Here is a 24,809-nt window from a genome sequence, read left to right as displayed (position 1 = left end):
AAAGACTGCTACAAGCCAGGAGACTTGCCTGCAAGGCATTGACAAATGCCCTCGTGGATTGGGGCAGGTTGTCGGGTCTGATGAACTCACAAAGAAAGCGCGCGAACACACTGGGCTACTTACTCGCTAGCGTTGCCTGTCCTGCTTTCTTTGGGGTGCCATCTTCGGATTCTTCTAACCTAACGACTTCATTTTCGTCCTGCCTTCACTCTGCGAGCGCATTGCGAGTTTTCTTTAATCGCGTTTTTCATAACTTAAACCGACGTCGCAATGCAAACGCACAACTTAGGCTATCCAAGAATAGGCAACCACCGAGAACTCAAAAAAGCCTCCGAAGCCTACTGGTCTGGCAAGCTCTCGCAAGAGGAACTCTTACAAGCTGCGCGTAACATCAGGGCGCAAAACTGGCAAACTCAAAAAGAGGTCGGGATTCAGCTCATTCCCGCAAATGACTTTTCGTTCTACGACCAAGTGTTAGATATGACGCTGCTTCTGGGCGCAATCCCTGACCGCTACGCTCGTCTTGCAGAAACAAAATCGCCGCTCGACCTCTACTTCGCTATGGCGCGCGGCTATCAAAAGGAGGGCTTCGATGTAACCGCAATGGAAATGACCAAGTGGTTCGACACGAACTACCACTACATCGTGCCTGAGTTCAAGAAACATCAATCGTTCCGACTCTTCGGCACAAAGGTCTTTGACGAATTTGAGGAAGCCAAAGCGCAAGGGATTGCGGCAAAGCCTGTGCTCATTGGTCCTGTCTCGTATTTGCTTTTGGGCAAAGAGAAAGAGGGCGGTTTTGCAAGCATTGATTTGCTTGACCGCTTGCTTCCCGTCTATGTCCAAGTGCTGCAAAAATTGCAAGCGCAAGGCGCAACGTGGGTTCAGCTCGATGAACCGTATCTCGTGATGGATTTAACCGAAAAGGAACGCCAAGCCTTCGCAGCGGCATACGCTGAAATCCGAAAAGCCGTGCCCAAGCTCAAACTTATCGTGGCGGCTTACTTTGAGGGCTACGGCGACAATCTTACGACGGCGCTGCGTCTGCCTGTTGAAGCCCTGCACTTCGATGTGGTGCGCTCTTCTGCGCAGTTGGATGACGTCCTCAATCACCCTGAGCTTGGCACGAAAATTCTCTCGCTTGGCGTGGTTGATGGCAGAAATGTTTGGCGCAACGATTTTGAGCGTTCTCTCTTGCTCATTCAGAAAGCCGTTACAAAAGTGGGCATTGAGCGCGTTTGGCTTGCGCCATCGTGCTCGCTACTCCACAGCCCGATTGATTTGGACTTTGAGCAAAAACTCAATCCTGAAATCAAACAGTGGCTTGCGTTTGCGAAGCAGAAGCTCAGAGAGGTTGTTACGCTGGCTCGCTTGGCGCAAGGCGAAAAGTCGGCGGAGTTGGAGAAAGAGTTGCAAGAAAATCTCAAAGCCAATCAAAGCCGCCGCACTTCAACGCTCATTCACAATCCTGCCGTGAAGGCGCGCCTTGCCGCAATCGAGGAGAAAGATTTTGAACGCAAGTCCGACTTTGCAACGCGGCAGCAAATTCAAAAAGAGCATATCAAGTTGCCGCTCTTTCCAACGACCACGATTGGTTCATTCCCACAAACGCCTGAAGTGCGTCAGCTGCGAGCGCGCCTAAAGAAAGGCGAACTGACGCAGGAGCAATATGAGCACGAAATTGAGAAGGAAATTATTGAAGCGATTAGATTCCAAGAAGAGATTGGGTTAGATGTGCTTGTGCATGGCGAGTTTGAACGCAATGATATGGTTGAATACTTCGGCGAACTGTTGGACGGTTTTGTTTTCACGGAAAATGGCTGGGTGCAAAGCTACGGCAGTCGCTATGTGAAACCGCCCATCATCTTCGGTGATGTAGCGCGCAGCCGAGACCTGACGGTGCGCTGGAGTCGCTTCGCTCAGGCGCACACTCAGAAGCCGATGAAAGGAATGCTCACAGGACCTGTGACGATTTTGCAGTGGTCGTTTGTGCGCGACGACCAACCTCGCAAGGACACGGCGTTTCAGATTGCGCTAGCAATTCGTGATGAAGTCGTTGCGCTGGAAAAAGCGGGCATCAAAATCATTCAGATTGACGAGCCAGCGTTCCGCGAAGGCTTGCCGCTTCGCAAAAAAGATTGGGCAGAATACTTAGACTGGGCAGTCAAAGCGTTTCGCTTGGCTTCAAGCGGTGTGGAAGACTCGACGCAAATTCACACGCACATGTGCTACTCGGAGTTTAACGACATCATTGAGCACATTGCAAAGCTCGATGCCGACGTCATCACGATTGAGACCTCGCGCTCGGAGATGGAGCTGCTTAAAGCCTTCACGGACTTCAAGTATCCGAATGAAATTGGCCCCGGCGTCTATGACATTCATTCGCCGCGCGTGCCCAGCGTGGAGGAAATGGTAAGCCTGCTGAACAAAGCCGCCGAAGTGTTGCCAGTGGAGCACATTTGGGTCAATCCCGATTGCGGCTTAAAGACGCGCAAGTGGGAAGAGACGAAAGCAGCGCTCAGAAATATGGTGCGTGCTGCAGCGCAGATGCGAGAGGTGTTCAGCGAAGTGAAAGCGTGATTTGTAAATTGGACTTGAAGGCTCGAGAGGGCTTTCAAGTCCGTTTTGGTTTGCGATGCCACATCACGAAGAGAAAATATGTCCGCGTTGCGGCGTGCGATTCGAGTGCAAGATGGGCACCATCAATCTTTGCCAGTGCTCTACTGTGCCACTCAGTGATGACGAGCGCGCTTACATTGCTGCAAGGTATGACGATTGCTTGTGCGCTCTGTGCTTGTGGGAATTGAAGCAAGAGCATAAAAAAAGTGCTGTGGCTAATGTGGGTTACTTACCAAAGCCTTCGCAAGGTTCCGCACGGTAGGCAAAAGCGCATTTCAGCAGAGCGGTGTCTGTGGTGAAAGCTTGTTTGAGTCTTGCATAGACTACTAATTTTTGTAAGCTGCCTTGCTTTGGCGATAGCGGGCAGTGCTATGCAGGCAGAGTTTTCACAAACCTTTAAACACCTTGCAGTATGAACTTTGAACTTGAGAACACCCTTGCTGCACTTAGGCAGTGGGGTGAGACAGCCGCCGACAACTTCCTGAGCATTTATGCTGACATCAATCCAGCAAAACCTGAAAATCTGGGTGGCGCTTGGAAGAAGCGCATAAAGAGCAGCTTGAAGGACCTGACGGCGATTCGTGAACCGCAAGGTAAGCATGACCAGCCGCTATACGACAAGGTTCTGGAGTTAATAGAGGCAGAACGGCCTGAAGCGCGCACACTGGCACTGTTTGCATACCGTGATGCAAGGGGCACACTGCACTATGAACGCTTAGATTTGCAAATCGAACTCCCTGTAATCAATGTCGCCAATGGGCATGTAGAAGTTCGCTACGGACGACCTTATCTAACGCCGCTATGGTTTGCAGTTGATGAGTATGAACGGGTCGGCATTCTTGTCTTAGATGAACAGCGATGGCGCATCTTTGAAGTCTATTTAGGTGAAGTGCGAGAGGACCGTGACATTTTTGCAAGCATTGATGCGGAACGCTGGGCAAAACTTCGCCATGAGTCTGAACTCTTTTCTATGAGTGTTCAAGCGCTTCGCTCAGGGCGGCGGTTTGAGCGACTTTCTGCTAAAGACCGAGCGGCAGCTCGTCTCAGTGATTGGCTGCAGAGTTTCTACAAGAATGTGAAAATCTTGCTTGAAAGGTTTGTCGATGAGCGGCGTATAGAGCGGCTTGTAATGCTTGGCGAAGAGTGGCAGGTGAGCCATTTTGAATCGTATCTCAGCCCACGCTTGCTTAGTAAGTTGATTGCGAAACGACCGCTGTGGCAGGAAGCCAGAGAAGCATCGGCACAGGCGATTTGGAAGAAAGTAGAGCCCGAGATTGTGGCCTATGAGCGAGCTAAGGAACTTCAACTGCTGGAGCAAATCAAAAACCAGCCCGGGATTTGGGGTGTCGACCCTGTGCTGGATGCGCTGCAGCTTGGGCGTGTGCGGCTATGGGTCTTGCCGTGGCATTTGGACCAAACAGTCTGGTATTGCCCCGATGACCAGTATTTAGCTGCGACCAAAGACATTGCAGACCGATTGTGCCAGCAGCCAATTCAAGTGTCAATCAAGGACTATGCCTTCGAGGTCGCATCAACCTATGGGACAGATATTGACTTCGTCTGTGGTGAAGCAGAAACACGTCTGCTGAAGGAAATGGGAGGAATGGCAGCTCTATTGCGCTGGTAAAGAATTTTGCGTCTGCACAAAAGGGGGCTTGACGCTATGCCTTCAGAGAAGACCTTACCTTGCCAAGCTCTGAGGGCTGCAAAGTGGTGCGTGAACATTCACCATAACCCTGAGATTTGCGTAATAGAATGCGCAGCGAATGCCTCGTTATACTGACCTGCATTGCGATAGCTGTGCAAGTGTATGCACATACGCCAGACTCCATTAAGAGCGTAGAGGGACGGGAGCTGGAGGTGCGCGCTAAGCGTGCCGTGCGTCCTGCCGAATCACCTATTCCGCTCGAGAGCCTGTCGCAAGAGGAACTGGTAAAAACTTCCGCCAATAGCCTTGCGGATGCCGTACGACAACTCCCGAGCGTGATGCTAAAAGACTATGGCGGGATTGGTGGGCTGAAAACCATCTCTGTCCGCAGCTTGGGCGCAGAACACACGACCGTGCAGCTCGATGGCATTAAAATCTCGGACACGCAGACAGGACAGATTGATCTCAGCAAGTTTTCTCTGGAAAATGTGGCTCGCATTGAACTCTCGCAAGGCAATCCGACCGATGACCTTAGTCCAGCGCGAGCATATGCCAGCGCAAGTCTACTAAGTATCACCAGCCGCTCGCAAGCCAGTGAAAGCTCAAAAATGCTGAGTATGCGAGCAATGTTGCAACTGGGGTCATTTGATTTTTTCGGACTCAGCGCCAGTGCTGACCTCTCTGCCAGCAAATGGCTGAGAGGTGCATTGAGCTTCGAGCGACAAACAGCCAGCGGGCAATACCGTTACCTTTTTCGTGACGGCGCCCAGCAAATTCCACTGCAGCGCCGAAATAGCGATGTGCACACGACGCGTCTGGAGTTCGACCTTGCCACTAAGCTTGCCAGCAAAACCACGCTGCGTGCCAAAGCATACTTTTATGACTCAGAGCGAGGACTACCTAACGCAGCAATCATCGGCAACTTTGAAAATTCACAGCAGCGACTGTGGACGCGTGATGCGTTTGCACAAGCCACATTTGAGACGGAACTGGCAAGTCAAGTCCGCATGGCGCTCAATGCCAAAGCCGCACATAATTATCTGCGTTTCATCGACCCACTGGCACTGAGCTTAGATGGCATTGATGACCGCTACACCCAGCGCGAGGGCTACCTTTCGGTAAGCATTTGTTTTAAGCCAGCAGCAGCCCTAACGCTCGCAGCCGCTAGCGACGCAGTGCTCAACGACTTAGATGCTACGCTGTGGCAATTTGCAAAACCAACGCGCTTTTCAAGCTACACAGCCGTAGGGGCTAAAGTCCGAGAGGAAGGATGGAGTGTAGATGCAAGTCTTCTTTCGGTCTTCGTGCAGGAAACAACCGTGCGTGGAGAAGCAGCGCCGAAAAGAAGCGTGCTGTTGCCCACACTGGCTATGGCGTTTAAGCCGTTTCGGGATATTGGGTTTCGCACGCGTGCAGCCTATAAGCAGAGTTTTCGAATGCCAACCTTCAACGACCTCTACTACACACGCGTCGGAAACATAAATCTCAGACCTGAGCGCGTAGAACTATTCAACTTAGGACTTGGCTACGAACTTTTGGCGACAGACCTGTTCCAATACGCTGCGCTTCGCCTTGATGGATTTCGCAATCTGACAACCGATAAAATTTTGGCCATTCCGCGTGATGCATTCAATTGGTCAATGCAAAACATTGCGGTGGTAGAGGCATGGGGAGTGGATGTACGCTTGGAACTCTTCTTCAAAAAGTGGCTAGGGATTGAGTGGGCGGTTACTGCAAACTATACCTACCAGACCGTTACAGATGTGACGCCTGACTCCCCGACCTTCGGCAATCAAATTGCTTACACGCCGTTTGAGTATGCAATGCTGATGCTCTCTGCGTCGTGGGGGAAGTGGAGTCTGGTTTGGATGCAAAGTTATGTGGGGTATCGCTATCAGCTGGGTGAAAATATCATAGCAAACCTGCTGCCACCCTATATGCTAAGCGATGTGTCGTTGCGCACGGAAGAGCGGCTGTGGGAACTCACGGCAGCGCTGAAGCTGGACATCAACAATCTGTTTGATGAGCAGTATGAGGTCATTCGCAGCTTCCCAATGCCCGGCAGAAATGTTCGTCTAACGCTGAGCGTTTCATACTAAAACCTTCCAACCATCGCACATAAACGAATGCATAAAATTCACCTCTACTACGGATACGGCAAAGGCAAAACCACATCCGTCATTGGGCTTTCAATTCGCGCATTAGGAGCAGGCCACCGAGTGGCAATTGTGCAGTTCGACAAAGGCTACGATGGACAAAATGAACACTACTCTGAGCGATTGATTTTGCGCAAACTTCGAGACATTGGCTACCCTATTGAACTGGTGCCAACAGGTTGCGAGCGAATGATGCCAGATGGCACGTTTCGATTCAAAAACCAAGACGAAGACCTAAAAGAAGCGCAGCGTGGATTGGAGGTAGCAAGAGCCTTTATCAAAAGCGGAAATCTCAATTTGCTGGTGCTCGATGAAGCCTTAGCCGCCGTAGCCTACAACCTGCTGAAGCCATCTGACCTGATAGAATTGCTCGATTGCTACGAAGCAGCAGGACGACCATGCGAGCTGGTCATGACAGGGCACAAAATCTGGGACGAACTGGAGCGGCGCGCAGACCTAATTACCGAAATGCGAAAAGTGAAGCATTACTTTGATGAAGGCGTGCCAGCACGCTTGGGCATTGAGTTTTAGCAAATCAGTCTTGGTAACTGACTTCAAGAAGAGCGTTTGATAAGGCAGCCACGTGCAGTTGTAACAGGATTGGGCACGCGCAAGCCAGCTAAATATGCTGCAATAGCTTCTTCCAAATCTTTGGACACCACTCGCTCTTCGCGTTGGTTGTCGTCAATACGGCCACGATAGAGCAATCGGAAATTGGCGTCCAGTAGGAAAACTTCTGGCGTGTATTTCGCACCAAAAAGGTCAGTGACGCGGTTGCCCTCATCTTTTAGAACGGGAAAGGGAAAGCCTTTTTCTCGAGCGTGCAAACGCACTTCATCAAGTGGCTCTGTTTCATTTGGATTGATGGCAATCCATTCTATCAGGCTTTGTTTGGCCATCTCTGCCAGCTTAATGTAGCGCGCATTGTAGGCATTGGAGACAGGGCATTGGGTCGAGATGAACACCACCACAAACCCCTTTTTACCCTTCTGCGCATAGAGCGAGTATAGCTCACCGTCAATAGTCGGCAGAGTAAAATTCGGCACGACGGCGCCGGGCTGTAAACCCGAAGGTTGAGCCCATAGCAACGATGCCATAAGCCCCCACAGTGCAGCAGCAGAGAAAAACTTAAAGATGTGCTTCATCGCTTTCAAAGTTTAGTTAGCCTGCACTCATGCTCGAGAAGCGTTGCAACTGAAACTTATACGAAGAAAAGAGAAGGGTTTCCAGCGTTTTTTCAATGGGCTGGTAGGTGAGACCTAATTCTTGGCGCGATTTGGTATTGTCGTAGAAAAGCACGCGCTCTGAAAGGCGCACGCTGTCGAGCGCGATTGGTGTATCAATGCCAAAGAGTATAGAAATCATCTCAGCGCTGAGTGCGAAGATGCGACCTAAAGTGCGGCTAAGGGGCACAGCCGTGCGACTGCGTCCACCCAGCTGAGCAAGATGCTCATACAGCGTCTGATACAAGAGGTTCTCTGACACAATGATATACCGCTCTCCACACTGACCTTTGTGCCAAGCTAAGTGATGCGCAGCGACGACATCTTCAATGTCGACAAAACCTGCGCCGCCAGTGGGGTAGAAGGGAATTTCACCACGGAAAATTTGTCGAATCAGTCGAGAGGTGGCATTATCAATTCCCCGAACCTCGCCAATTACGATGCCCGGATTGACGATAACTGCATCTAACCCTTCGGCAACGCCCCGTAAGACTTCCAACTCCGCCAAATACTTCGATGCCATATAACCAATCCGCATTTGCCAGCTCTGAAAAGGTGTTTGCTCCGTGTTTAACCTGCTTACCACGCCGATGGCAGCCGTCGAGCTGGTGTGGATAAGCCGCTTGACTTTACTTCGCAGACAAGCATCCACCACATTGCGAGTGCCCATTACATTCGTTTGGTAGAGCCGCTGGTAGTCACGTTGCTGGTAGGAGACCAACCCAGCAACATGGAAAACCACGTCGGCTTTCTCAATAGCACGCCAGACGGAGACTGCCTCAGTAAGGTCGCCGCTAAGAAATGTAATCGGCAAGTGCGAGAGCCGTTCACGTGGCGAACTTGGGCGAGAAAGTGCAAGCAGCGCAATGCTTCGCCCATAATGGCGATGTAGGTATTCTGCCAGTGCTACCCCAATATAACCCGTTGCACCCGTGATGAGAATGTTCATTTAGCCTTTGCGCTCAGACTTCGGATGGATTAAGCTCGCTTTCTATTGAGCTGGCAAGCGAGCGAAGGTAGTTTTTCTTCAGTAACCATTTGCGAATCTGGGCAAGCACTTGCCGTTTAGTCTCTTCTGTGGTGGCTTGGTCGAATTGCGTCATAAGGTTATTAATTGCTTCGTCAATACGCTGTTGCTCATTGCGAAGTGCTTGAACCTCACGCTGTAAGTCGATGCGTGTAGCATCATCCTTTCGGTGCTTGAAGTCCTCAAGTTTCTCGCGGATTTCCATAAGTTGCATAAGTAACTCGGAGGGCGTTTGTTTTTTTTCAGCATCGCTTAGCTCACCTAAGTAGGTGTTAATCACATAGTGCAGGCGCTTTTCGCGGTCTTTGAGGGTCAAAAATGCTTGGTTAAGTTCAGACGATGCGTCTAAGCTCAGCGTTTTTTGTGCCTCTGTAGCCGTCTGGTGAAAGTCGGGGTGCACAGCACGAGAAAGGGCATAGAAGCGTTTCTGCAATTCCTTGACATCAAGGTTAAGGGTTTCAGGCAAGCCAAAAAGCTCAAAGTAATTTTTCTTTTGCGTCATAGATAGCCGCTTTATATTCGCTCAAACTTTTTTGTCGCTGCTACGGTTTTTCTCTTATCAATTTACTTTGGGGCTATGCATAAGGCAAAGTTGGTTTCATCATCGCCGTTGCAAGCACTGCCCTCAACGGCAGAGATGACCACGCTTCCAAATGGTTTAACCGTGATTACGGAGACAGTGAAGACCGTCCGAAGCGTCTCCGTTGGGCTATGGGTCGGCACTGGCTCACGTGACGAATCCGCAGAGCTGAATGGCATCTCGCACTTCATTGAGCACATGGTGTTCAAAGGCACAAAGAAGCGAGACTACATTGAAATCTCAAAGAGCTTAGAACGCGTGGGCGGCTACCTAAACGCTTATACCAGCAAGGAGCAAACCTGCTTTTATGCACGCGTCTTGGATGAATATGTGCGTGTCGCTGTAGATGTGCTGGCTGACTTGGTCTTTAACCCCACTTTCCCAGACGAAGAGCTTGAAAAAGAAAAAGACGTCATCATTGAAGAAATCAAAAGCATTGAGGATACGCCTGATGAACTAATTAGCGATGAATTTGATGAGCTGTTTTACCCCAACCACCCACTTGGCTTACCAATTGCAGGCACGCCAAAGACGGTGCGGGCTTTTACACGCGCTGCAGTTCAGGAATACCTGAGCGAAGCCTACACAACCAACAAGATGTTGCTGGTAGCGGCAGGCAATGTATCACACAAGGCCATGCTGGCGCTGGCAGAGAAGTATATTCCAAAGCGTCGACAGGGCAATGGGCGACTGCGTCAAGCCTACTTGCACGAGACATACCGACCCTTCGTGAAAGAGAAAGTAAAGCCAATCTCGCAGGCACACATTATGCTGGGTTTCCCAATGGCGCGAAACGACGAGACCTACTATGCAGCGCATTTGCTCAATATGGTCTTAGGCGGCGGAATGAGCTCGAGGCTGAATTTGGAGCTACGTGAAAAACAAGGCTTGGCTTACACCGTCTTTTCGTCGCTGCATCACTATGATGAGACCAATATGCTGAGCATCTACATGGGCACGGATTATGAGAAGGTGTCGCAGTCTATACAATCCATTCGCAGGGAGTTAGATAAGCTGACAGAGAAAACCGTGCCAGCAAAAGAATTAGAACTGGCCAAAGCACAACTGAAAGGCGGGGTGATTATGGCGCAAGAGAGTATGTCGAGCCGCATCTCGCATATTGCACGCGATATGTATTACTTTGGTCGAATTCTTTCCAGCGACGAAATCATTGAGCGAATTGATGCAGTAATGCCAAAAGACTTGCGCGCGGTGGCAGAAACAGTGTTTGATGAAAGACTCGGCTCTATGCTAACCTACTTACCGAAGAAGCGAAAGTGAAGGTGTAACTCAAACTCATCAGTGTGCATCAGTAAAGAAGAAGCAAAGTGATGAGTGGGTGAAGTTACGCATTTGAGAATCGCTCTACAGTAAAGACACCATCAATGCGCTTGATGCGTTCCACTAAGCGACTGAGATGCGCAATATCTTTGACATAGACAACCACTGTGCCCTCGAATATCCCGTCCTTAGCATTAAGTGCAATACTGCGAATGTTGGTCTCCGTCTTAAGAATTGCTTGTGTGATTTCGTTAGTCATTCCCATCTTGTCTTCGCCGAAGATGCGCAGCCCTGCCAAGAATTCATTTGTGGGACTGGCTTTCCAACTGACGGAAACCAGCTTACCGCTTTTTAGAATTTGCTCATTGTTGACATTGCGGCAATTGCGACGATGAATCTTGACGATACCCCCAGCGGTTACAATACCGATAATTTCATCGCCGGGCACGGGATTGCAGCACTTTGCATACCCAAAGGCAATACCGTTCATTCCTTCAATGACCACTGGCTCATTAGACCGGTCTGCAACCAGCGCATGGGTTTGGCGCGCATCTTTGAGAAAGTCCGTGTAGCGAATAACCTGCTTTTCTGGCTTCTGCTCGGGCTGTGAAAGCTCGTGCAGAGCTTTCTCGGGGTTAATTTCTTTGGCAGCAATTGCACGGAAAAAGTCCGCTACAGTGGGCAACCCATAGTGCCGAGCAAGCCTAACCAGTTCGCTTTCACTGATAGCTTTCTTGGTTTTCTCAATGAGTTTTGCCCAAATGGTGCGTCCTTCTTCAATTTGTGTGCGGCGCTCTTCATTGAGAAACTGGCGAATTTTGAGCTTGGCTTTGTGCGTAACAACGAATTTTTCCCAGTCAGCTTTAGGAGTCTGATGTTTGGAAGTGATGATTTCAACTTGGTCACCAGATTTAAGTTTGGTGTTGAGCGCAACGATTTTACCATTTACCTTTGCGCCGATGCAGCGCATACCAATTTCCGTATGAATCTCAAAGGCAAAATCAACAGGCGTAGCGTTGCGCGGTAAAACTTTCATATCACCTTTGGGCGTGAAGACATAAATCTCATCTTGATAAAGATTCATTCGGAAGCCTTCCATAAAAGCGGAGGCAGAGTCAGCATTCTCAATTAACTCACGCGCCCAGCGAATCAGCGAGTCAATTGCCTCATCTTTGGTGCTGACCTTTTCCTTGTATCGCCAGTGTGCCGCTACACCGTTTTCAGCAAACTCATGCATTTTGCGCGTGCGAATCTGCACTTCCACCATTCTGCCTTTCGGACCAATTATCGTTGTGTGTAGCGACTGGTAGCCATTATGCTTCGGCACAGAGATATAGTCCTTAAAGCGCTCAGGTACAGGCTGGAAAATCTGGGTAATGTAGCCGTAGACGCTAAAGCAATCCGATGGATTGTCTGAATTGAGAATGATGCGAATGCCGTAGAGGTCATAGATTTCAGAAAGCGACTTATTTTGCGTGCGCATCTTGGTGTAGATGGAGTAAAGGTGCTTCGGTCGACCGACAATCTCAAAGTCAAAGCCGCGCTGACGCAGTTCTTTTTCAATCGGCTGCATCACGGTCTCGAGGTATGCCATGCGCTCTGCGCGAGTGAGCTTCAAGGCTTCCACCAAGTCATCATATGCTTCTCGGTCGAGATACTTGAAGGCAAGGTTTTCAAGCTCGATTTTGATTTTGCCTAAGCCAAAGCGGTGTGCAAAAGGCGCATAGATGTCGCGCGTCTCGGTGGCAATTTTCACTTGGCGATGCGGGGGGAGCGCATCTAAGGTGCGCATATTGTGTAGGCGGTCGCAAAACTTGATGAGAATGACACGAATGTCGTGAATCATCGAAAGCAGCATCTTGCGAAAGCTCTCTGCTTCCTTGATTTCACGATTCGCAAAAACATCGGAAATTTTTGTCAGCCCCTCCACAATCGTCGCCACTTCATCGCCAAATTCATCACGAATGTCATCAATCGTGTATTCCGTGTCCTCTACGACATCGTGTAACAACGCTGCCGCTACAGAGACATCGTCAAGCGGAATTTCTTCCAGCATAATTTTGGCAACCTCAACGGGGTGATAAAAGTAAGGCTCACCAGAGGCACGCTTTACAGAGCTATGCGCACGGTAACACATAAAGAACGCCTTGCGAATCAGCGTCTCGTCGTAGCGGTGCAGTTTGGCTCTGCAGAGTTCCAAAAGTTCATTGAGCTTGAGGTAGTGCTCTTCTTCTATTTGAACAATCATTGCCATAGCTTTCACCTCTCAGCATTTGGTTTACGCCTCTGTATTGCGCGCTACACAGTCTTGCAAGTTTCGACTTGGCTGGACTTGAAATAAAAACAATTGTCAGGTGAAAACCAATTCGTAAAGTGCTAAGCTGGTAGGCGCTGCAGAAAGCAAAGCGTTCAAGCTGAGGCAGTATCGTCAAAGGCGACGCTCTAAAAGACTGCAGCAGGTCGTATCTTTGTCAATTCCATCAACTTTAACTGTTCATTGCTATGTCAAAAAAACTACTGCGTGTGCTCACCCTCATGCTGTTCTTTACCGAAAGGATACTGGCGCAAGAAATGGAGCCGCCGCCCTTTTACCCGAATGCAAGTTACGACCCTGCAATTCCAACACCTGATGCGGTATTAGGCTACCCATTAGGCTCACAGGCGACAAGGCATAGCGACATCGTGCGCTACTTCCAAACGCTGGCTGAAAAATCGCCGCTGGTAAGGATTGAAACCTTCGGCGAGACCTTCGAGAAGCGCAAAATGATTTATGCAGTCATTTCCTCACAAGAAAATTTGGCACGGCTGACGGCAATTCGAAGTGATATAGAGAAACTGGCTTCAGGAAAGCTTTCTACCACAGAAGCGAATGCCCTATCGGAGAAGCTACCAGCGATTGTCTGGCTGGCTTACACCGTGCACGGCAATGAACTCTCTGGCTCAGATGCCGCACTGCAGGTGGCCTACCATCTTGCAGCAGGCAAAGATGCAGCGACCGAAAAACTGCGTCAAGCGCTGGTAGTGATTATTGAGCCAGTTGAAAATCCTGATGGCAGAGAGCGTGCGATTCAGCAGTTTGTGCAGTGGTCAGGCAGTGTGCCGAATCCTGATGCACAAAGCCTCAACCACACAGGCGGCTTTCCCAGTGGACGCTTCAATCACTACCTCTTTGATATGAATCGGGACTGGCTGGCGTTGGTAACGCCAGAAAGCCAAGCACGAGTAAAAGCCATTCAGGCGTGGCGACCGCAACTCATTGTGGATGCTCACGAAATGGGGTCTGACCAAACTTACTACTTCAATCCACCAAGTGAACCGATTAATCCCAACATCTCAAACATCACCAAAAAGTGGTGGAAAATTTTTAGCGATGAGCAAGCTAAGGCGTTTGACCAATACGGCTGGAGCTACTACACTCGCGAGATTTTCGATGAGTGGTATGCGGGCTATGGCTCTTCTTATGCGCTCTACATTGGGGCAGTGGGGATTCTCTACGAACAAGCCTCAACACAAGGCTCGCTGGTAAGGCGCCCAGACGGCTCTCTGCTAACCTATCGTGAGGCGGTGCATCATCATTTTGTCAGCTCGCTGGCAAACCTAACCACTGCGGCAAACAACCGCACAGAGCTGCTGAGAGATTTTTTTGCGCTGCGTAAAGAGGGGGCAACGCGTGGCGCAAACGACCCTGCCGCTTTCTTCATCGTGCCAACAGCTCAAATCACGCGCGTGGAGCGGATGTTGGAAAAGCTGCTGATGCACAAAATTGAGGTGGAGATTGCAGAGCAAGAGTTTTCTATTAACGCAGTCGACTACTGGAGCGGCAAGGCAACCGTGCGCAATTTTCCAAAAGGGACGCTGATTGTGCGCCTAAATCAGCCTAATGGTAGGCTCGCCAAAGTGATGATGGAATTCGACCCGCGCATGCCGCTGTCGTTTCTGCAAGAAGAGCGGTATGAGCTGGAAAAAAATGGTGAGTCAAAAATCTATGATGTAACGGGGTGGTCAATGCCAATCGCCTACGGACTGGAGTGTTATTGGAGTCGCACATTGCCGAATGTGCCAGCCAAACCGGCAGCAATGCCTACTTCGCCGCAAGGCAAGCTGGAAAATCCTGATGCTCGATATGGCTTTCTGTTAGATGCCACCGATGAACGAGCCATGTGGGCGCTCTCACGGCTTTTGGCAAAGGATTGCAAAGTCTATGCAGCACGCAAGCCGTTTGAGATAGCTGGAAGAAGTTACCCGCGCGGGGCACTGCTGCTTCGCAAAAATGAAAATCCACCTTCGCTACTGCAGACCCTCACCGAGATTGCCAAAGAGACAGGAGTTACATTCTATGGTGTCAGCACAGCGCGAGCCAGCAAAGGACCAGACTTAGGTGGCAACGAATTTGTGCTACTTTATGCGCCTAAAATTGGTATTCTTGTTGGTGATGGGGTAGAGCCAACCAGTTTTGCCCCGATTTGGCATCTTTTAGATGCGCGTCTAAGGCAGCGCGTCTCGCTTCTCAATCCGAATGCACTCTCTCGGTATGACTTACAGCGATACAATGTGCTAATTATGCCGAGCGGCAATTACCAATACTCCATCGGCACAAAAGGTGCAAAGGCGCTCGAAAGATGGGTGGAGCAAGGTGGCACACTGATTGCGATTGAGGATGCGGCAGCTTTTCTGGCTGATAGTGCGCAGTCGCTGACTAGCGTGCGACTCCGCAGTCAGGCTCTGAAAGCCTTGCAAAGCTACGAAGCAGCGTTGCAACTCGAGGAGAGCATAGGCAAAAAACTCGATAGCCTTGAGATTTGGGAGCCTCAACGCAGAGAAACCCCAAAGCCCAGTAAAGAAGAAAAGCCTGAGAAAAAAGATGATGAAGCCTTGCAGCGCGAAGATGAGCGCATCAGGCTCTTTATGCCACGCGGAGCTTTGCTCACCGTCAAGCTCAATGAGGAGCATTGGTTAGCGTTTGGGGCGGGTGAAAAAGTCGCAGCGACAATCGCAACGCCGCATATCTACCTTTCCAAACCACCTGTGGAGACGGTCGGGCGCTTTGCGGATGCTGAAAACTTGCGAGTGTCAGGATTGCTGTGGCCAGAAGCGCGTGCAGGGTGGGCGAAAACAGGCTACCTGATGCGAGAAGCTAAAGGACGAGGACAAGTAATCCTATTTGCAGGGGAGCCAAACTTTCGGGCGTATTTTCACGCTACTGAGCGGCTTTTGCTAAACGCAATCTACTACGGGGTTGGATTTGGCACGCGTCAGAGCGTAGAGTGGTAGCAGTGAACATACAGCTCAGCGGATAGGTAACTTGTGCACCGAGAGGGACTCGAACCCCCAGCCGCCAGAGTCGAAGTCTGGTGCTCTATCCAATTGAGCTATCGGTGCAAAAAGTGGCGCAAAGTTAGGTAAATTCGCTCAGTCGCCAAATTCCATTAGGTAGCGCTCGATGAAATCGTCAATGTCGCCGTCCATTACATTTTCCACATCATAGCGCTCATAGTTGGTGCGGTGGTCTTTGACCCGGCGGTCATCGAAGACATAGCTGCGAATCTGCGACCCCCACTCGATTTTTTTCTTCTTGCCTTCAATTTCGCGCCGTTTGGCTTCTTCTTCTTCACGCCTGAGCTGATAGAGGCGAGATTTAAGCATCTTGAGCGCACGCTCACGGTTTTGAAGTTGCGAGCGCTCTTGCTGACAGGCGACGACAATGCCAGTTGGAATATGCGTAATACGCACGGCGGTCTCAACTTTGTTGACATTTTGTCCACCCTTGCCACCGCTGCGGAAAGTTTCAATCTGCAGGTCTTCTCGACGAATCTCGATAGGGGCGTCTTCGGGTGCTTCGGGATAAGCAAAGACGCTGGCAAAAGAAGTATGCCGGCGCGCATTGGCATCAAACGGTGAGACGCGCACCAAACGATGCACCCCATTTTCAGCCTTCAAATACCCGTATGCGTAGTCGCCAATAATTTCCAGTGTGGCGGTTTTGATACCTGCGCCTTCGCCTTCTTGATAATCATCGGTGTAGACCTTGTAACCACGCCGCTCTGCCCAGCGCATATACATTCGGTAAAGCATCTCAGCCCAGTCTTGTGCCTCCGTACCACCAGCCCCTGCGTGAATGGTCAGAATTGCATTGCGCTTGTCGTCAGGGCCAGAGAGCATATTTTGAAGCTCAAGGGCGCGAACTTCGGACTCCAACTTTGCAAGATGCGCACTTGCTTCTTGCTGATAGCTTTCTTCACCCAATTCAGCGGCGACATCTAAGGCTTCGGCTTCGGATTTAAGGGCATTTTCAATGCGCAGAAAGGTCTCTGTCCAAGACTTGTGGTCAGCAATTTCTTTCAAAACCTTCTGTGCTGCGATGCTGTCATTCCAAAAAGTATCTGAGGCAGTTTGTGCTTCCAGTGCTGCGATTTTGGCAAGGCGCGCATCGATGTCAAAGAAACCTCCGGAGCGACTGCATTCGCTCGTTGAGCGCTTTGATACGCTCGCGTTCAGGTTCAAACATGGTCTGTCAGTGCTTTTTTGAGCGGCAAATGTAGCAAACCTTTAAGCGATATGAAAACGTTGCAAGGCGGCAAGAGTTGAAAAGTAGGGTGAGCGATTTCGTAAAGGCAAAGGGGCTATGGCTTGCGCCGCGCCACAACTGCATAAAGCGGGTCGCCTTGCGCTGGGCTGCGGTCTAAGCACTCAATCTGATACCAATTGCCAGCCTCTTCCAAGAAACGCTTGACCAGATGCAAGTGCTGTAAATCGTCGGTGTAGAGCCATATCAAAATGGCTTTGGTGGGAAAGCAGCGGTTAGAAAAGGTAATCACTACGGGGGCATTGGGCTTCATGACGCGCCCTAAATCGCGCAGCACAGCAATAGGGTCAATGAGATAATCAATTGAGACGCAAATGCCAGCGGCATCAAACTCCTCATCGCCAAACGGTAACTTTGGATTGGTGTTGAGATTGTGCACCACAAACTCGGTCAGGCGTGGGTTGGCAGCCAGCTCCTCTCGGTTCATGCCTAAGCCCACCACACGACGATAGGAAATCTCTTCTGGTAGATGGCTCACCCAACTGCTCATCAAGTCCAAAATGGCTGAGTCGGGCGGAAAGTATTCACGGTAAAGTTGTGTCACGGCAGCAATAGCACCGTCATCAATGTGCGTAACAAAGCGTGGAATGCTGTAAAAAATCTCGTCGGGTGAGTTGTCTTGTCGCAGGAAAGCTGCTTTGGGCAATTTGTCAAACATAGTGTCTCGCTCTCTGTTTCGTTAAAAGCTAATTGGTTTGGCATAACCTGTAAGTTCCACATAACCCTTGCCTGAAAGAGGCTGACCGTTGCACATACCTGTAATTTTAACGCTTCCTTCCCAATAAGTAATGCGCGTGGATTCTTCCGTAAGCAGCTCTTGGTCTTGCACCGTCGGTGCAAGTGTGGCTTCAAATCTTAGCTTCGGCACACGCACGGTCCACTTGGCAGGATAAGTCGCGCCAGACTTCTTCGATGTGTAGGTCTCTAAGACTTCTACGGCAAAATCTTCCTTGTGCAGGTGCTGCGTTTGACCGCTTTGGTCAATAAATGTGCCGCTAGAGAAGCGGTTGATGCTGCCATCAGCTTGGCGAATGCAAAAGAGCATGAGTTCTGTGCTATCGGAGAGCTGCATAGAAAACCAATCCCAACCGACAGATTGTGGCTCAAGCTGTGATGTGCCGAATTCATGGTCGTGCCAGCTATCACCCTCGACAAGGTAGCGCTGTCCTTGCACCGTGAGCGCACCAATAGACCTAAGGCGCGTGTAGGAGTAATACATGGAGGCATTTTGAGAAAGCTCACCTTTCTGCGAGTAACCTTTTTCACCGTGCAGGGCAGCTGGTTTTAAGGGTTCGAGAATAAGCGTGAGCTCAATTGTGTCTGTTTCAGCTTGGAGCAGCGTGTATTTGCCGAGATCTTGCACGGACCAATTACCGATGAAGACCTTGTAATACTCAGTGTGTGCGTTTGCATCGCCGAAAGTGCCACGCGACTGTTTTTCTTTGTGGTAGAACTTACCGTTTGTCTCGTCAGTAATCGCAAAGTGGGCAAAATAGATTTGCTTGCGGGCGCCGCCGTCGGTGTGCGGCTGGTCGGCAAGAGAAAGAGCAGTGCGGAAGAAAGTGAGCTGGTAGCCAAATTCCTGTCCGCTTGCAGCACGGAGATGTCCCGTGTAATACCACCACTCAGTTCGGAAAGACGGATGAGCGGCGTGGTCTTTCGGGAAAAGCAGCGAGTAGGCTGGTGAGGCATAGTCAAACTCGCTGCGCTGCTGGCACGCAACAAAGGCTGCAAAGGAAAAGGCAACGATGACGGCCGATGCCAAGAAAGCCTTGCGCCACATTTCAAAGAAAGTGTTTCGTTATCGGCTAAAAACGGTTATATTGCCAAGTAAACCCTGAACGCCGAAAACAAGTTTTGCGCCGCTCTCTCAGCGTGCAGGCAAAGTAAGTCGTGCGGCAAGTCTCAGCGTAGTAAAGTCAGACATAGCTTGCCCTTGTAGCTCAGTGGATAGAGCAGCGGTTTCCTAAACCGTGTGTCGGCAGTTCGATTCTGCCCAAGGGCACAAACAAGGGAAGTGCACACCGAAATCATTTAACCCAATATTCTGCTGGGAAAGTGAGGTATGACAACGGTTCTGGTTGTCGACGACGAGCATACCATTTTAGCATTCATCAAAGAGGCACTCTCAGAAGAGGGATACACGGTAGAGACCGCAAGCAATGGCAGAGAGGCACTGAGTATCGCAAAGAAATTTGCCCCTGACATTGCAATTTTGGACTTTATGATGCCCGATATGAACGGGCTGCAGTTGCTCACCGAGCTACGCAAGCTCGATGAAAGCATGCAGGTCTTGATGCTAACGGCTTACAACTCCGTGCCAACTGCGGTGCAAGCTCTGCGTTTGGGAGCAGCAGACTATTTGCTGAAACCTTTTGAGTTAGATGTGCTCAAGTTAGCGGTAGCCAAGCTGGCTGAGAAAATCTCGCTGAGAAATCAAATTCGCTTCCTGCGTGAAAGTGCCGCCAAGCGCATCGCTGATTCAGAATTTATCCTCTGTCCATCGCCACAGATGACTCGAGTCTATGAGCTGGCTGCACAAGTGGCACAAACCAACGACACAACTGTCCTAATTCTGGGAGAGAGTGGCACAGGCAAGGAGCATGTAGCCAAGTTCGTGCATCTCAACTCGGCACGCAAGCAAAAGCCTTTTGTGGAGATTAACTGCGCAGCGATTCCAGATAACTTGCTGGAGTCAGAGCTATTTGGCTACGAGCCAGGTGCGTTTACCGATGCACGCAGCAAAAAAATTGGGCTGTTTGAATACGCTGATGGTGGCACAATCTTCCTCGATGAGATTGGTGATATGCCGTTAGCCACGCAAGCTAAAATTTTGAAAGTAATGGATTCTAAATCGTTCCGGCGCATAGGAGGCCTAAGGGATATTAAGACCGATGTACGCATCATTGCGGCCACTAACAAAGACCTTGCACTGGCTATTGAAAAAGGTGAATTCCGTGAAGACCTCTACTACCGCTTACAGGTGATGCCGATTACACTGCCACCATTGCGAGAGCGACCCGATGACATTTTGCAACTGGCAGACTTCTTTCTCAATACCTTCTCCCACGCTATGCGCAAGCGTTTGGAATTTTCCGATGAAGCCATCCAAGCGATGCTCTCTTACCAATGGAAAGGCAACGTGCGGGAGCTGAAAAATGCCGTCGAGCGTGCGGTCATTGTCGCGCCCAGTGGTGCTTGCATTCAGCCTGAGCACTTAGCACTCAAAGTGGAAATGCCCACTAAGCCTGTAGCCAATGCAACCCATACATCTGGTGCAGCAAATGCGCACAAAGAAAAAGAGCCGATAAAAATTCCAGAACACTTTTCACTCAAAGATTACCTCGAGCAAATTGAGCGTGAGCACATCTTAGCAGCGCTAGCACAAACTGAGGGCAATCAGTTGAGAGCCGCAAAGCTCTTGGGTATTGAACGCCATGTACTCCGCTACCAGATGAAACGTTTGGGAATTGAAGCCAAGTCAGATTAGAAATGGCAGCTCAACAACTAATCTGCTGCATTGCAATATGCCTACTGGGCTGCGCAAGCATAACACCATCACCCTCTATGACGCAAGCACCCCAACGCAGAGCCTTTGATTTGCAAGGACACCGTGGCGCACGTGGACTTTTGCCTGAGAACACTATTCCTGCCTTTCTCAAAGCCTTAGAGTATGGCGTGACAACCTTAGAATGTGATGTGGTCATCTCAAAAGACCGTCGAGTAGTGGTCTCACACGAGCCGTGGTTTTCACACGAGATTAGCACTGCCCCATCGGGCAAACCAGTTGAGAAGAGCGAGGAAAAGCAATTCAACATCTATGAGATGACCTACGATGAGATACTGCGTTTTGACGTAGGCAAGCGTGGACACGCCCGCTTTCCCAAGCAGCAGGCAATGCCAGCTATTAAGCCTTTGCTCTCGGAAGTGTTTCGTGAGGTAGAGGCATATTGCCTAAAACATAACTTACCACCTGTACGCTTCAACATTGAAATCAAAAGCACCCCAGAGGGCGACGGCAAATTCCACCCTTCACCCGAAGAATTTGCTCAGTTGCTCTACAAGGAGCTATATGAAGCAGGAATGCTCACGCGTGCCACCGTGCAGTCGTTTGATGTGCGAGCGCTCCAAGCGATGCGCGCTATTGATTCCACTGTCACGCTTGCGCTGCTAGTAGACAATACACTGAGCCTGAATGAAAACCTGTGGCAATTAGGCTTTACGCCCGACATCTACAGCCCATACTACCGACTGGTAACACCAGAACTTGTAGAGGAGGTGCACAAGCGACGAATGAAACTCATTCCTTGGACAGTCAATGATTTGGACGAGATGAAATGCCTGTTAGATATGGGCGTCGACGGCATCATCACCGATTATCCTGATGTAGCCTCAACGCTTCACCAACGCTAACCTTAAAAAACTTATGATTGTCATTGTCGATGACAACCTCGAGCTCTTAGAGGCACTCAAACAGCTTTTTTCGATGACGGGCAAAGCCGAAGCCTTCTCGTCGGGCAAGCCAGCCTTAGACTTTGTGAAAGCACATAAAGGAGAGGTGGCTGTCTGCATTGTGGATTACTCAATGCCTGAAATGAATGGGATAGAGCTGGCACGTAAAATCAAAGAGGTGGACAAAGACATCTTCATCATTATGATGTCAGGCTTTGTGGACTTTGAAAAAGTGGAACCTTATCTCAAGGAGCGCATCATTTATCAGTTTTTCACCAAGCCACTTAACATTCCAAGTTTGGTAAAAACAGCAGACGAAGCAGCACGGCTTTACCAAAAGCGGCGAGCGTTTTAGCATATATGCTCAAAGTGAATCCCATAGGATAAGCTCGGGTTGGCTAAGCGCAAAGCCCAAGAAGCGCTCAGCAAGCTGATGAAATTTCTGCGGCAAGTCGCTTACCATAAATTTGGTGCGGCGCATAGTATTGCTGAGGTTAAGTAGCCCAGACCGTGTAAGGAGTGTTTCGACTTCAATAGCGACGGCTTCAGCAGAGTCAACAATAAAGACGTCTTCTCCCATCACATCGGCAATCACGCTGCGTAGGAGGGGGTAGTGTGTGCAACCCAAGATAAGCGTGTCGATACCAGCGTTGCGCAATTCGGAGAGATATTCTTCCGCAATCAGGTGAGTGGCGCGATGTGTCGTGAAACCTTCTTCAGCAAGTGGCACAAATAGCGGGCACGCTTTGGAGACAATCGTAGCATGCTGACAAAGACGAGAAAGTTCTCGATGATAGGCTTGCGAAGCAATAGTTGCTTCTGTGCCAATTACACCGATGCGCCGATGCGTGCTGCGCTCAAGTGCAAGCCGAGCGCCAGCAGTCACGACCCCAAGAACTGGAATATCCGCTGCCACTGCTTGCACCACATCTAAGGCTAATGCGGAGACGGTGTTACAAGCCACTACAATCAATTTGGGAGATTCCCGAAGCAAAAGAGCAGTGTTTTCGGCTGCATATTTGCGAATCGTAGGCACAGATTTCGTACCATATGGCACACGTGCAGTATCGCCAAAGTAGACGATGTGCTCAGTAGGTAGTCGCTCAACAATGCGGCGCACAACTGTCAGGCCACCCACACCCGAATCAAAAACGCCAATCGGGGCTTCAGCCAGCGCTCGCTTAGAGTGATTTTGTGTAGATGAGTTTGTCGTCTCCAAGGCTGTAAAAGTCTTTAATTCGGGCTACTTCTGTGCAGCCCATTCGTTCATAAAACTGACGCGTGGGCGCATATTTTGGCTGAGAGGCAGTCTCAATTACAAGCAGTCGCCCACCCATCTCTTGAATACGTTGGCAAGCAAATTCAAATAGTCTCTGACCAATGCCTTTGCCTTGCTCGGACGGGGACACAGCAATCCAGTAAAGGTCAAAAGTAGAAGTGGTCATCGGTGTTTTGCCAAAACACACATAGCCTACTACACGCTCGGCACTAAGAGCCACAAAAGTGTGGTAATCTTCAGGCGTAAGGTTTCCATTGCGGGCAAGCGTCTCATCAATCAGTTCAAGTGCAACGGCAATTTCATCGGGCCGAAACATGCCAGTCTCTTGCAGCAGTGCGCCAATCGGCGCTTTGTGTTCAGCCTGAACTGGGACAATGCAAAGCGATGAAAGCATACCGCAGTTTAGGATAGATTTCAGGCATTTGCAACCCAACGCTACGATAGAAAACTTGGTGCAGTTGCCGCTTTGGGCAGCACGGAACGCAAAGGTATGGATATTGGCGCTAAAAAATTATATTACTACTTGGGCGGCGCAGAAAGAGAGAAGTGCGCAGACCAAATTCGCGATATAACAATCTTCAACGATCTTTCAATCCCGCAAAGATGCGAAAAATAGACCCGTCGAACATACCAATTTTTGAAGGGATCTCGCCTGAGGAAATGGACCAAATTATCAAGTATGCCTTTATCAAGAGTTTTGAGCCCGGCTATGTGCTCTTTAGAGAAAATTTAATTGTCGGTCAAATTATGTATGTGATTCTATCAGGCAAGGTAGATTTGGCAAAGAAAAACGCAGCAGGCGAGGATGTGGTCTTTCTTACCTTAGGGCCGGGTGCTTTGTTAGGCGAAATGTCGCTCTTCGAGCAACAGAAGCGTTCTGCCTCTGCTATTGTGCGAGAGTATTCTGAGCTGCTGGTGATGCCGAAGTATAACTTCGACCGGATGATTCAGAGCCGACCGAATGAAGCAATTAAAATTCTACTCAACTTTATCAAAATTCTCTCGCAGCGCTTGCGTGATACCACCAACAAAATGATTCAAGCGCAAAGCGAAGCGGAAGAGAGTCATCATGCGTCACCTGCTCCAGCGCCACAAGCCGCACCACAACAAGCGCCAGTGCCAATGACTGGCGTAAGTGTGCCGCCGCCCAGCATTACGCCTGACCGCTTAGCGATTAAATCAGCAAATGACAAGGGCAGTGAAATGTATGTACTGACAGCCGAAGAGTTGGCAAGTGGCAACCTCGTGCAAATCATTGAAGAAAAGCGCCGGCAGGGACTGACCACCGATAGCAATGTGCGAATGCTGATGATTCGCGACCTTGTTAACTACTACCTGCAACTACCTCTCGAGGAGCTGCAGCTAAAGGTGCGCGAAATGGAGTTGCGCTTCCGAAGCCGACCAAAGTAGCTGGGCGCAAAGGTAAGTGCTAAACCGAGCACAACCAAAAGCCCGAAATGAAGTGACCTCTAAATGCGTTCTCACTGATACAACAACAAATAAGTGACAGCAATGAGTGCAAGTCAAACAAGCACATTGGGGAAGCCTGAGGCGGTAACTACGCCACGCCACAAGGTAACCTTCCACTTTTACAATCAGCCCGGTGTAGAGCGTGTAGTAGAGGTAGATGAAGGCACGACTATTCTGGAAGCCTGTATGGAAAATGCGATTCGCCTGCAGCACAACTGCGGGGGCGCGTGTGCTTGCTCAACTTGCCATGTGATTATTGAGAAGGGAATGGAAAATTTACCTGAGATGAGCGAAGAAGAAGAAGAGCAACTCGATGAAGCAGTCGGACTGACGCTCAAATCGCGCTTAGGGTGCCAGTGCCGCATCTATGGCGATGTGACGGTGTTTATTCCAGACCAATCGATTTACCTGGGGCATTAGGTTGCACATGGTTCAAACCTATTGCTCGCTCACAAAAACGTGTCCCCGCAAGCTTGCAAAACGCAACTATC

20 protein-coding genes, 2 tRNA genes and 1 riboswitch (1 of these 23 only partly in view) are annotated in these 24,809 nt (G+C 49.9%); of the genes, 12 read left to right on the top strand and 10 right to left on the bottom strand.

The genetic code is table 11. The annotated features are described in order from the left end of the window. A riboswitch (cobalamin riboswitch) is annotated at nucleotides 1–47 on the top strand (it extends 145 nt beyond the left edge of the window). Nucleotides 48–270: 223 nt separating this feature from the next. The 4 genes from metE to NZM05_02165 all read left to right on the top strand — a co-directional run bounded on the left by metE (nucleotide 271) and on the right by NZM05_02165 (nucleotide 6,954). After that, complete coding sequence (gene metE / locus NZM05_02180; GenBank protein ID MCS7012428.1) at nucleotides 271–2,580, top strand: 5-methyltetrahydropteroyltriglutamate--homocysteine S-methyltransferase; 2,310 nt, start codon at nucleotides 271–273, stop codon at nucleotides 2,578–2,580. A gap of 451 nt (nucleotides 2,581–3,031) precedes the next feature. Next, nucleotides 3,032–4,246, top strand: a complete 1,215-nt coding sequence (locus NZM05_02175) for a VLRF1 family aeRF1-type release factor (GenBank protein ID MCS7012427.1) — start codon at nucleotides 3,032–3,034, stop codon at nucleotides 4,244–4,246. A 173-nt stretch (nucleotides 4,247–4,419) separates the two neighbouring features. Next, a complete protein-coding gene (locus NZM05_02170; GenBank protein ID MCS7012426.1) occupies nucleotides 4,420–6,366 on the top strand; it encodes a TonB-dependent receptor in 1,947 nt (648 codons plus the stop codon). 27 nt (nucleotides 6,367–6,393) lie between these two features. Further along, nucleotides 6,394–6,954, top strand: a complete 561-nt coding sequence (locus NZM05_02165) for a cob(I)yrinic acid a,c-diamide adenosyltransferase (GenBank protein MCS7012425.1) — start codon at nucleotides 6,394–6,396, stop codon at nucleotides 6,952–6,954. Nucleotides 6,955–6,977: 23 nt separating this feature from the next. On the opposite strand, the gene NZM05_02160 is transcribed toward NZM05_02165, so the two are convergent. From NZM05_02160 to hscB, 3 genes are read right to left on the bottom strand one after another with little or no spacing between them, the layout of a single operon-like run. Beyond that, nucleotides 6,978–7,568, bottom strand: coding sequence for a thioredoxin family protein (locus NZM05_02160; protein ID MCS7012424.1), 591 nt, complete (start codon nucleotides 7,566–7,568; stop codon nucleotides 6,978–6,980). Nucleotides 7,569–7,584: 16 nt separating this feature from the next. Continuing rightward, complete coding sequence (locus NZM05_02155) at nucleotides 7,585–8,595, bottom strand: SDR family NAD(P)-dependent oxidoreductase (protein MCS7012423.1); 1,011 nt, start codon at nucleotides 8,593–8,595, stop codon at nucleotides 7,585–7,587. 13 nt (nucleotides 8,596–8,608) lie between these two features. Next, nucleotides 8,609–9,175 carry a Fe-S protein assembly co-chaperone HscB gene (gene hscB, locus NZM05_02150; GenBank protein ID MCS7012422.1) on the bottom strand — a complete coding sequence of 189 codons (567 nt, stop codon included), beginning with the start codon at nucleotides 9,173–9,175 and terminating at the stop codon, nucleotides 8,609–8,611. Nucleotides 9,176–9,250: 75 nt separating this feature from the next. Between hscB and NZM05_02145 the strand changes: the two genes are divergently transcribed. Further along, on the top strand, nucleotides 9,251–10,534 hold the full coding sequence (locus tag NZM05_02145) for an insulinase family protein (protein ID MCS7012421.1): 1,284 nt from the start codon (nucleotides 9,251–9,253) through the stop codon (nucleotides 10,532–10,534). Nucleotides 10,535–10,598: 64 nt separating this feature from the next. Here NZM05_02145 and NZM05_02140 read toward each other — a convergent pair whose 3' ends face one another. After that, nucleotides 10,599–12,782: a bifunctional (p)ppGpp synthetase/guanosine-3',5'-bis(diphosphate) 3'-pyrophosphohydrolase gene (locus tag NZM05_02140; protein ID MCS7012420.1), complete on the bottom strand. Its 2,184-nt coding sequence runs from the start codon at nucleotides 12,780–12,782 to the stop codon at nucleotides 10,599–10,601. Between the two features lie 254 nt (nucleotides 12,783–13,036). On the opposite strand from NZM05_02140, the gene NZM05_02135 reads away from it, so the two are divergent. After that, nucleotides 13,037–15,805 (top strand): M14 family metallopeptidase, encoded by a 2,769-nt coding sequence (locus NZM05_02135; GenBank protein ID MCS7012419.1) that lies wholly within the window; start codon nucleotides 13,037–13,039, stop codon nucleotides 15,803–15,805. A gap of 34 nt (nucleotides 15,806–15,839) precedes the next feature. Here the strand turns inward: NZM05_02135 and NZM05_02130 are convergent. The 4 genes from NZM05_02130 to NZM05_02115 form a co-directional block, all read right to left on the bottom strand. Then, nucleotides 15,840–15,913, bottom strand: a tRNA-Arg gene (locus NZM05_02130). Between the two features lie 30 nt (nucleotides 15,914–15,943). Next, nucleotides 15,944–17,039, bottom strand: a protein-coding gene (gene prfB / locus NZM05_02125) for a peptide chain release factor 2 (protein ID MCS7012418.1) whose coding sequence is annotated in 2 segments (ribosomal slippage) — nucleotides 15,944–16,978 and nucleotides 16,980–17,039 — 1,095 coding nt in all. Because the reading frame shifts where the segments join, the coding sequence is not laid out codon by codon here. Nucleotides 17,040–17,154: 115 nt separating this feature from the next. Further along, nucleotides 17,155–17,775 carry a methyltransferase domain-containing protein gene (locus NZM05_02120; protein ID MCS7012417.1) on the bottom strand — a complete coding sequence of 207 codons (621 nt, stop codon included), beginning with the start codon at nucleotides 17,773–17,775 and terminating at the stop codon, nucleotides 17,155–17,157. A 21-nt stretch (nucleotides 17,776–17,796) separates the two neighbouring features. Beyond that, nucleotides 17,797–18,900 (bottom strand): hypothetical protein, encoded by a 1,104-nt coding sequence (locus NZM05_02115; protein ID MCS7012416.1) that lies wholly within the window; start codon nucleotides 18,898–18,900, stop codon nucleotides 17,797–17,799. 149 nt (nucleotides 18,901–19,049) lie between these two features. Between NZM05_02115 and NZM05_02110 the strand changes: the two genes are divergently transcribed. From NZM05_02110 to NZM05_02095, 4 genes are all read left to right on the top strand, one after another. Next, nucleotides 19,050–19,122, top strand: a tRNA-Arg gene (locus tag NZM05_02110). Between the two features lie 60 nt (nucleotides 19,123–19,182). Next, nucleotides 19,183–20,607, top strand: a complete 1,425-nt coding sequence (locus tag NZM05_02105; protein ID MCS7012415.1) for a sigma-54 dependent transcriptional regulator — start codon at nucleotides 19,183–19,185, stop codon at nucleotides 20,605–20,607. 77 nt (nucleotides 20,608–20,684) lie between these two features. After that, on the top strand, nucleotides 20,685–21,530 hold the full coding sequence (locus NZM05_02100; protein ID MCS7012414.1) for a glycerophosphodiester phosphodiesterase: 846 nt from the start codon (nucleotides 20,685–20,687) through the stop codon (nucleotides 21,528–21,530). Nucleotides 21,531–21,543: 13 nt separating this feature from the next. Next, nucleotides 21,544–21,924 (top strand): response regulator, encoded by a 381-nt coding sequence (locus tag NZM05_02095; GenBank protein ID MCS7012413.1) that lies wholly within the window; start codon nucleotides 21,544–21,546, stop codon nucleotides 21,922–21,924. Nucleotides 21,925–21,933: 9 nt separating this feature from the next. Here the strand turns inward: NZM05_02095 and murI are convergent, their stop codons facing one another. Both murI and NZM05_02085 read right to left on the bottom strand, forming a co-directional pair. After that, nucleotides 21,934–22,788 (bottom strand): glutamate racemase, encoded by an 855-nt coding sequence (gene murI, locus NZM05_02090; protein MCS7012412.1) that lies wholly within the window; start codon nucleotides 22,786–22,788, stop codon nucleotides 21,934–21,936. Beyond that, on the bottom strand, nucleotides 22,751–23,242 hold the full coding sequence (locus tag NZM05_02085) for a GNAT family N-acetyltransferase (protein ID MCS7012411.1): 492 nt from the start codon (nucleotides 23,240–23,242) through the stop codon (nucleotides 22,751–22,753). Before NZM05_02085 ends, murI begins: the two co-directional genes overlap by 38 nt. A 209-nt stretch (nucleotides 23,243–23,451) precedes the next feature. Here NZM05_02085 and NZM05_02080 point away from each other — a divergent pair, with 209 nt between their 5' ends. Beyond that, nucleotides 23,452–24,258, top strand: coding sequence for a cyclic nucleotide-binding domain-containing protein (locus NZM05_02080; GenBank protein MCS7012410.1), 807 nt, complete (start codon nucleotides 23,452–23,454; stop codon nucleotides 24,256–24,258). Nucleotides 24,259–24,360: 102 nt separating this feature from the next. Continuing rightward, entirely contained in the window at nucleotides 24,361–24,738 is a 378-nt protein-coding gene (locus NZM05_02075) for a 2Fe-2S iron-sulfur cluster-binding protein (GenBank protein ID MCS7012409.1), read from the top strand. Nucleotides 24,739–24,809: the final 71 nt, after the last annotated feature.

It is taken from the genome of Chloroherpetonaceae bacterium (genome assembly GCA_025056565.1).
Taxonomy (GTDB): domain Bacteria; phylum Bacteroidota; class Chlorobiia; order Chlorobiales; family Thermochlorobacteraceae; genus Thermochlorobacter.
This window is presented reverse-complemented; position numbering and strand designations above follow the sequence as displayed.

Coding starts and splice junctions, on each gene's coding strand:
- NZM05_02095 (MCS7012413.1), top strand. CDS start 21,544: ATGATTGTCATTGTCGATGACAACCTCGAGCTCTTAGAGGCACTCAAA.
- NZM05_02100 (MCS7012414.1), top strand. CDS start 20,685: ATGACGCAAGCACCCCAACGCAGAGCCTTTGATTTGCAAGGACACCGT.
- NZM05_02075 (MCS7012409.1), top strand. CDS start 24,361: ATGAGTGCAAGTCAAACAAGCACATTGGGGAAGCCTGAGGCGGTAACT.
- metE (MCS7012428.1), top strand. CDS start 271: ATGCAAACGCACAACTTAGGCTATCCAAGAATAGGCAACCACCGAGAA.
- NZM05_02115 (MCS7012416.1), bottom strand. CDS start 18,900: ATGTGGCGCAAGGCTTTCTTGGCATCGGCCGTCATCGTTGCCTTTTCC.
- NZM05_02155 (MCS7012423.1), bottom strand. CDS start 8,595: ATGAACATTCTCATCACGGGTGCAACGGGTTATATTGGGGTAGCACTG.
- NZM05_02145 (MCS7012421.1), top strand. CDS start 9,251: ATGCATAAGGCAAAGTTGGTTTCATCATCGCCGTTGCAAGCACTGCCC.
- NZM05_02105 (MCS7012415.1), top strand. CDS start 19,183: ATGACAACGGTTCTGGTTGTCGACGACGAGCATACCATTTTAGCATTC.
- NZM05_02120 (MCS7012417.1), bottom strand. CDS start 17,775: ATGTTTGACAAATTGCCCAAAGCAGCTTTCCTGCGACAAGACAACTCA.
- NZM05_02140 (MCS7012420.1), bottom strand. CDS start 12,782: ATGATTGTTCAAATAGAAGAAGAGCACTACCTCAAGCTCAATGAACTT.
- NZM05_02175 (MCS7012427.1), top strand. CDS start 3,032: ATGAACTTTGAACTTGAGAACACCCTTGCTGCACTTAGGCAGTGGGGT.
- NZM05_02085 (MCS7012411.1), bottom strand. CDS start 23,242: ATGCTTTCATCGCTTTGCATTGTCCCAGTTCAGGCTGAACACAAAGCG.
- NZM05_02135 (MCS7012419.1), top strand. CDS start 13,037: ATGTCAAAAAAACTACTGCGTGTGCTCACCCTCATGCTGTTCTTTACC.
- hscB (MCS7012422.1), bottom strand. CDS start 9,175: ATGACGCAAAAGAAAAATTACTTTGAGCTTTTTGGCTTGCCTGAAACC.
- NZM05_02165 (MCS7012425.1), top strand. CDS start 6,394: ATGCATAAAATTCACCTCTACTACGGATACGGCAAAGGCAAAACCACA.
- NZM05_02160 (MCS7012424.1), bottom strand. CDS start 7,568: ATGAAGCACATCTTTAAGTTTTTCTCTGCTGCTGCACTGTGGGGGCTT.
- NZM05_02080 (MCS7012410.1), top strand. CDS start 23,452: ATGCGAAAAATAGACCCGTCGAACATACCAATTTTTGAAGGGATCTCG.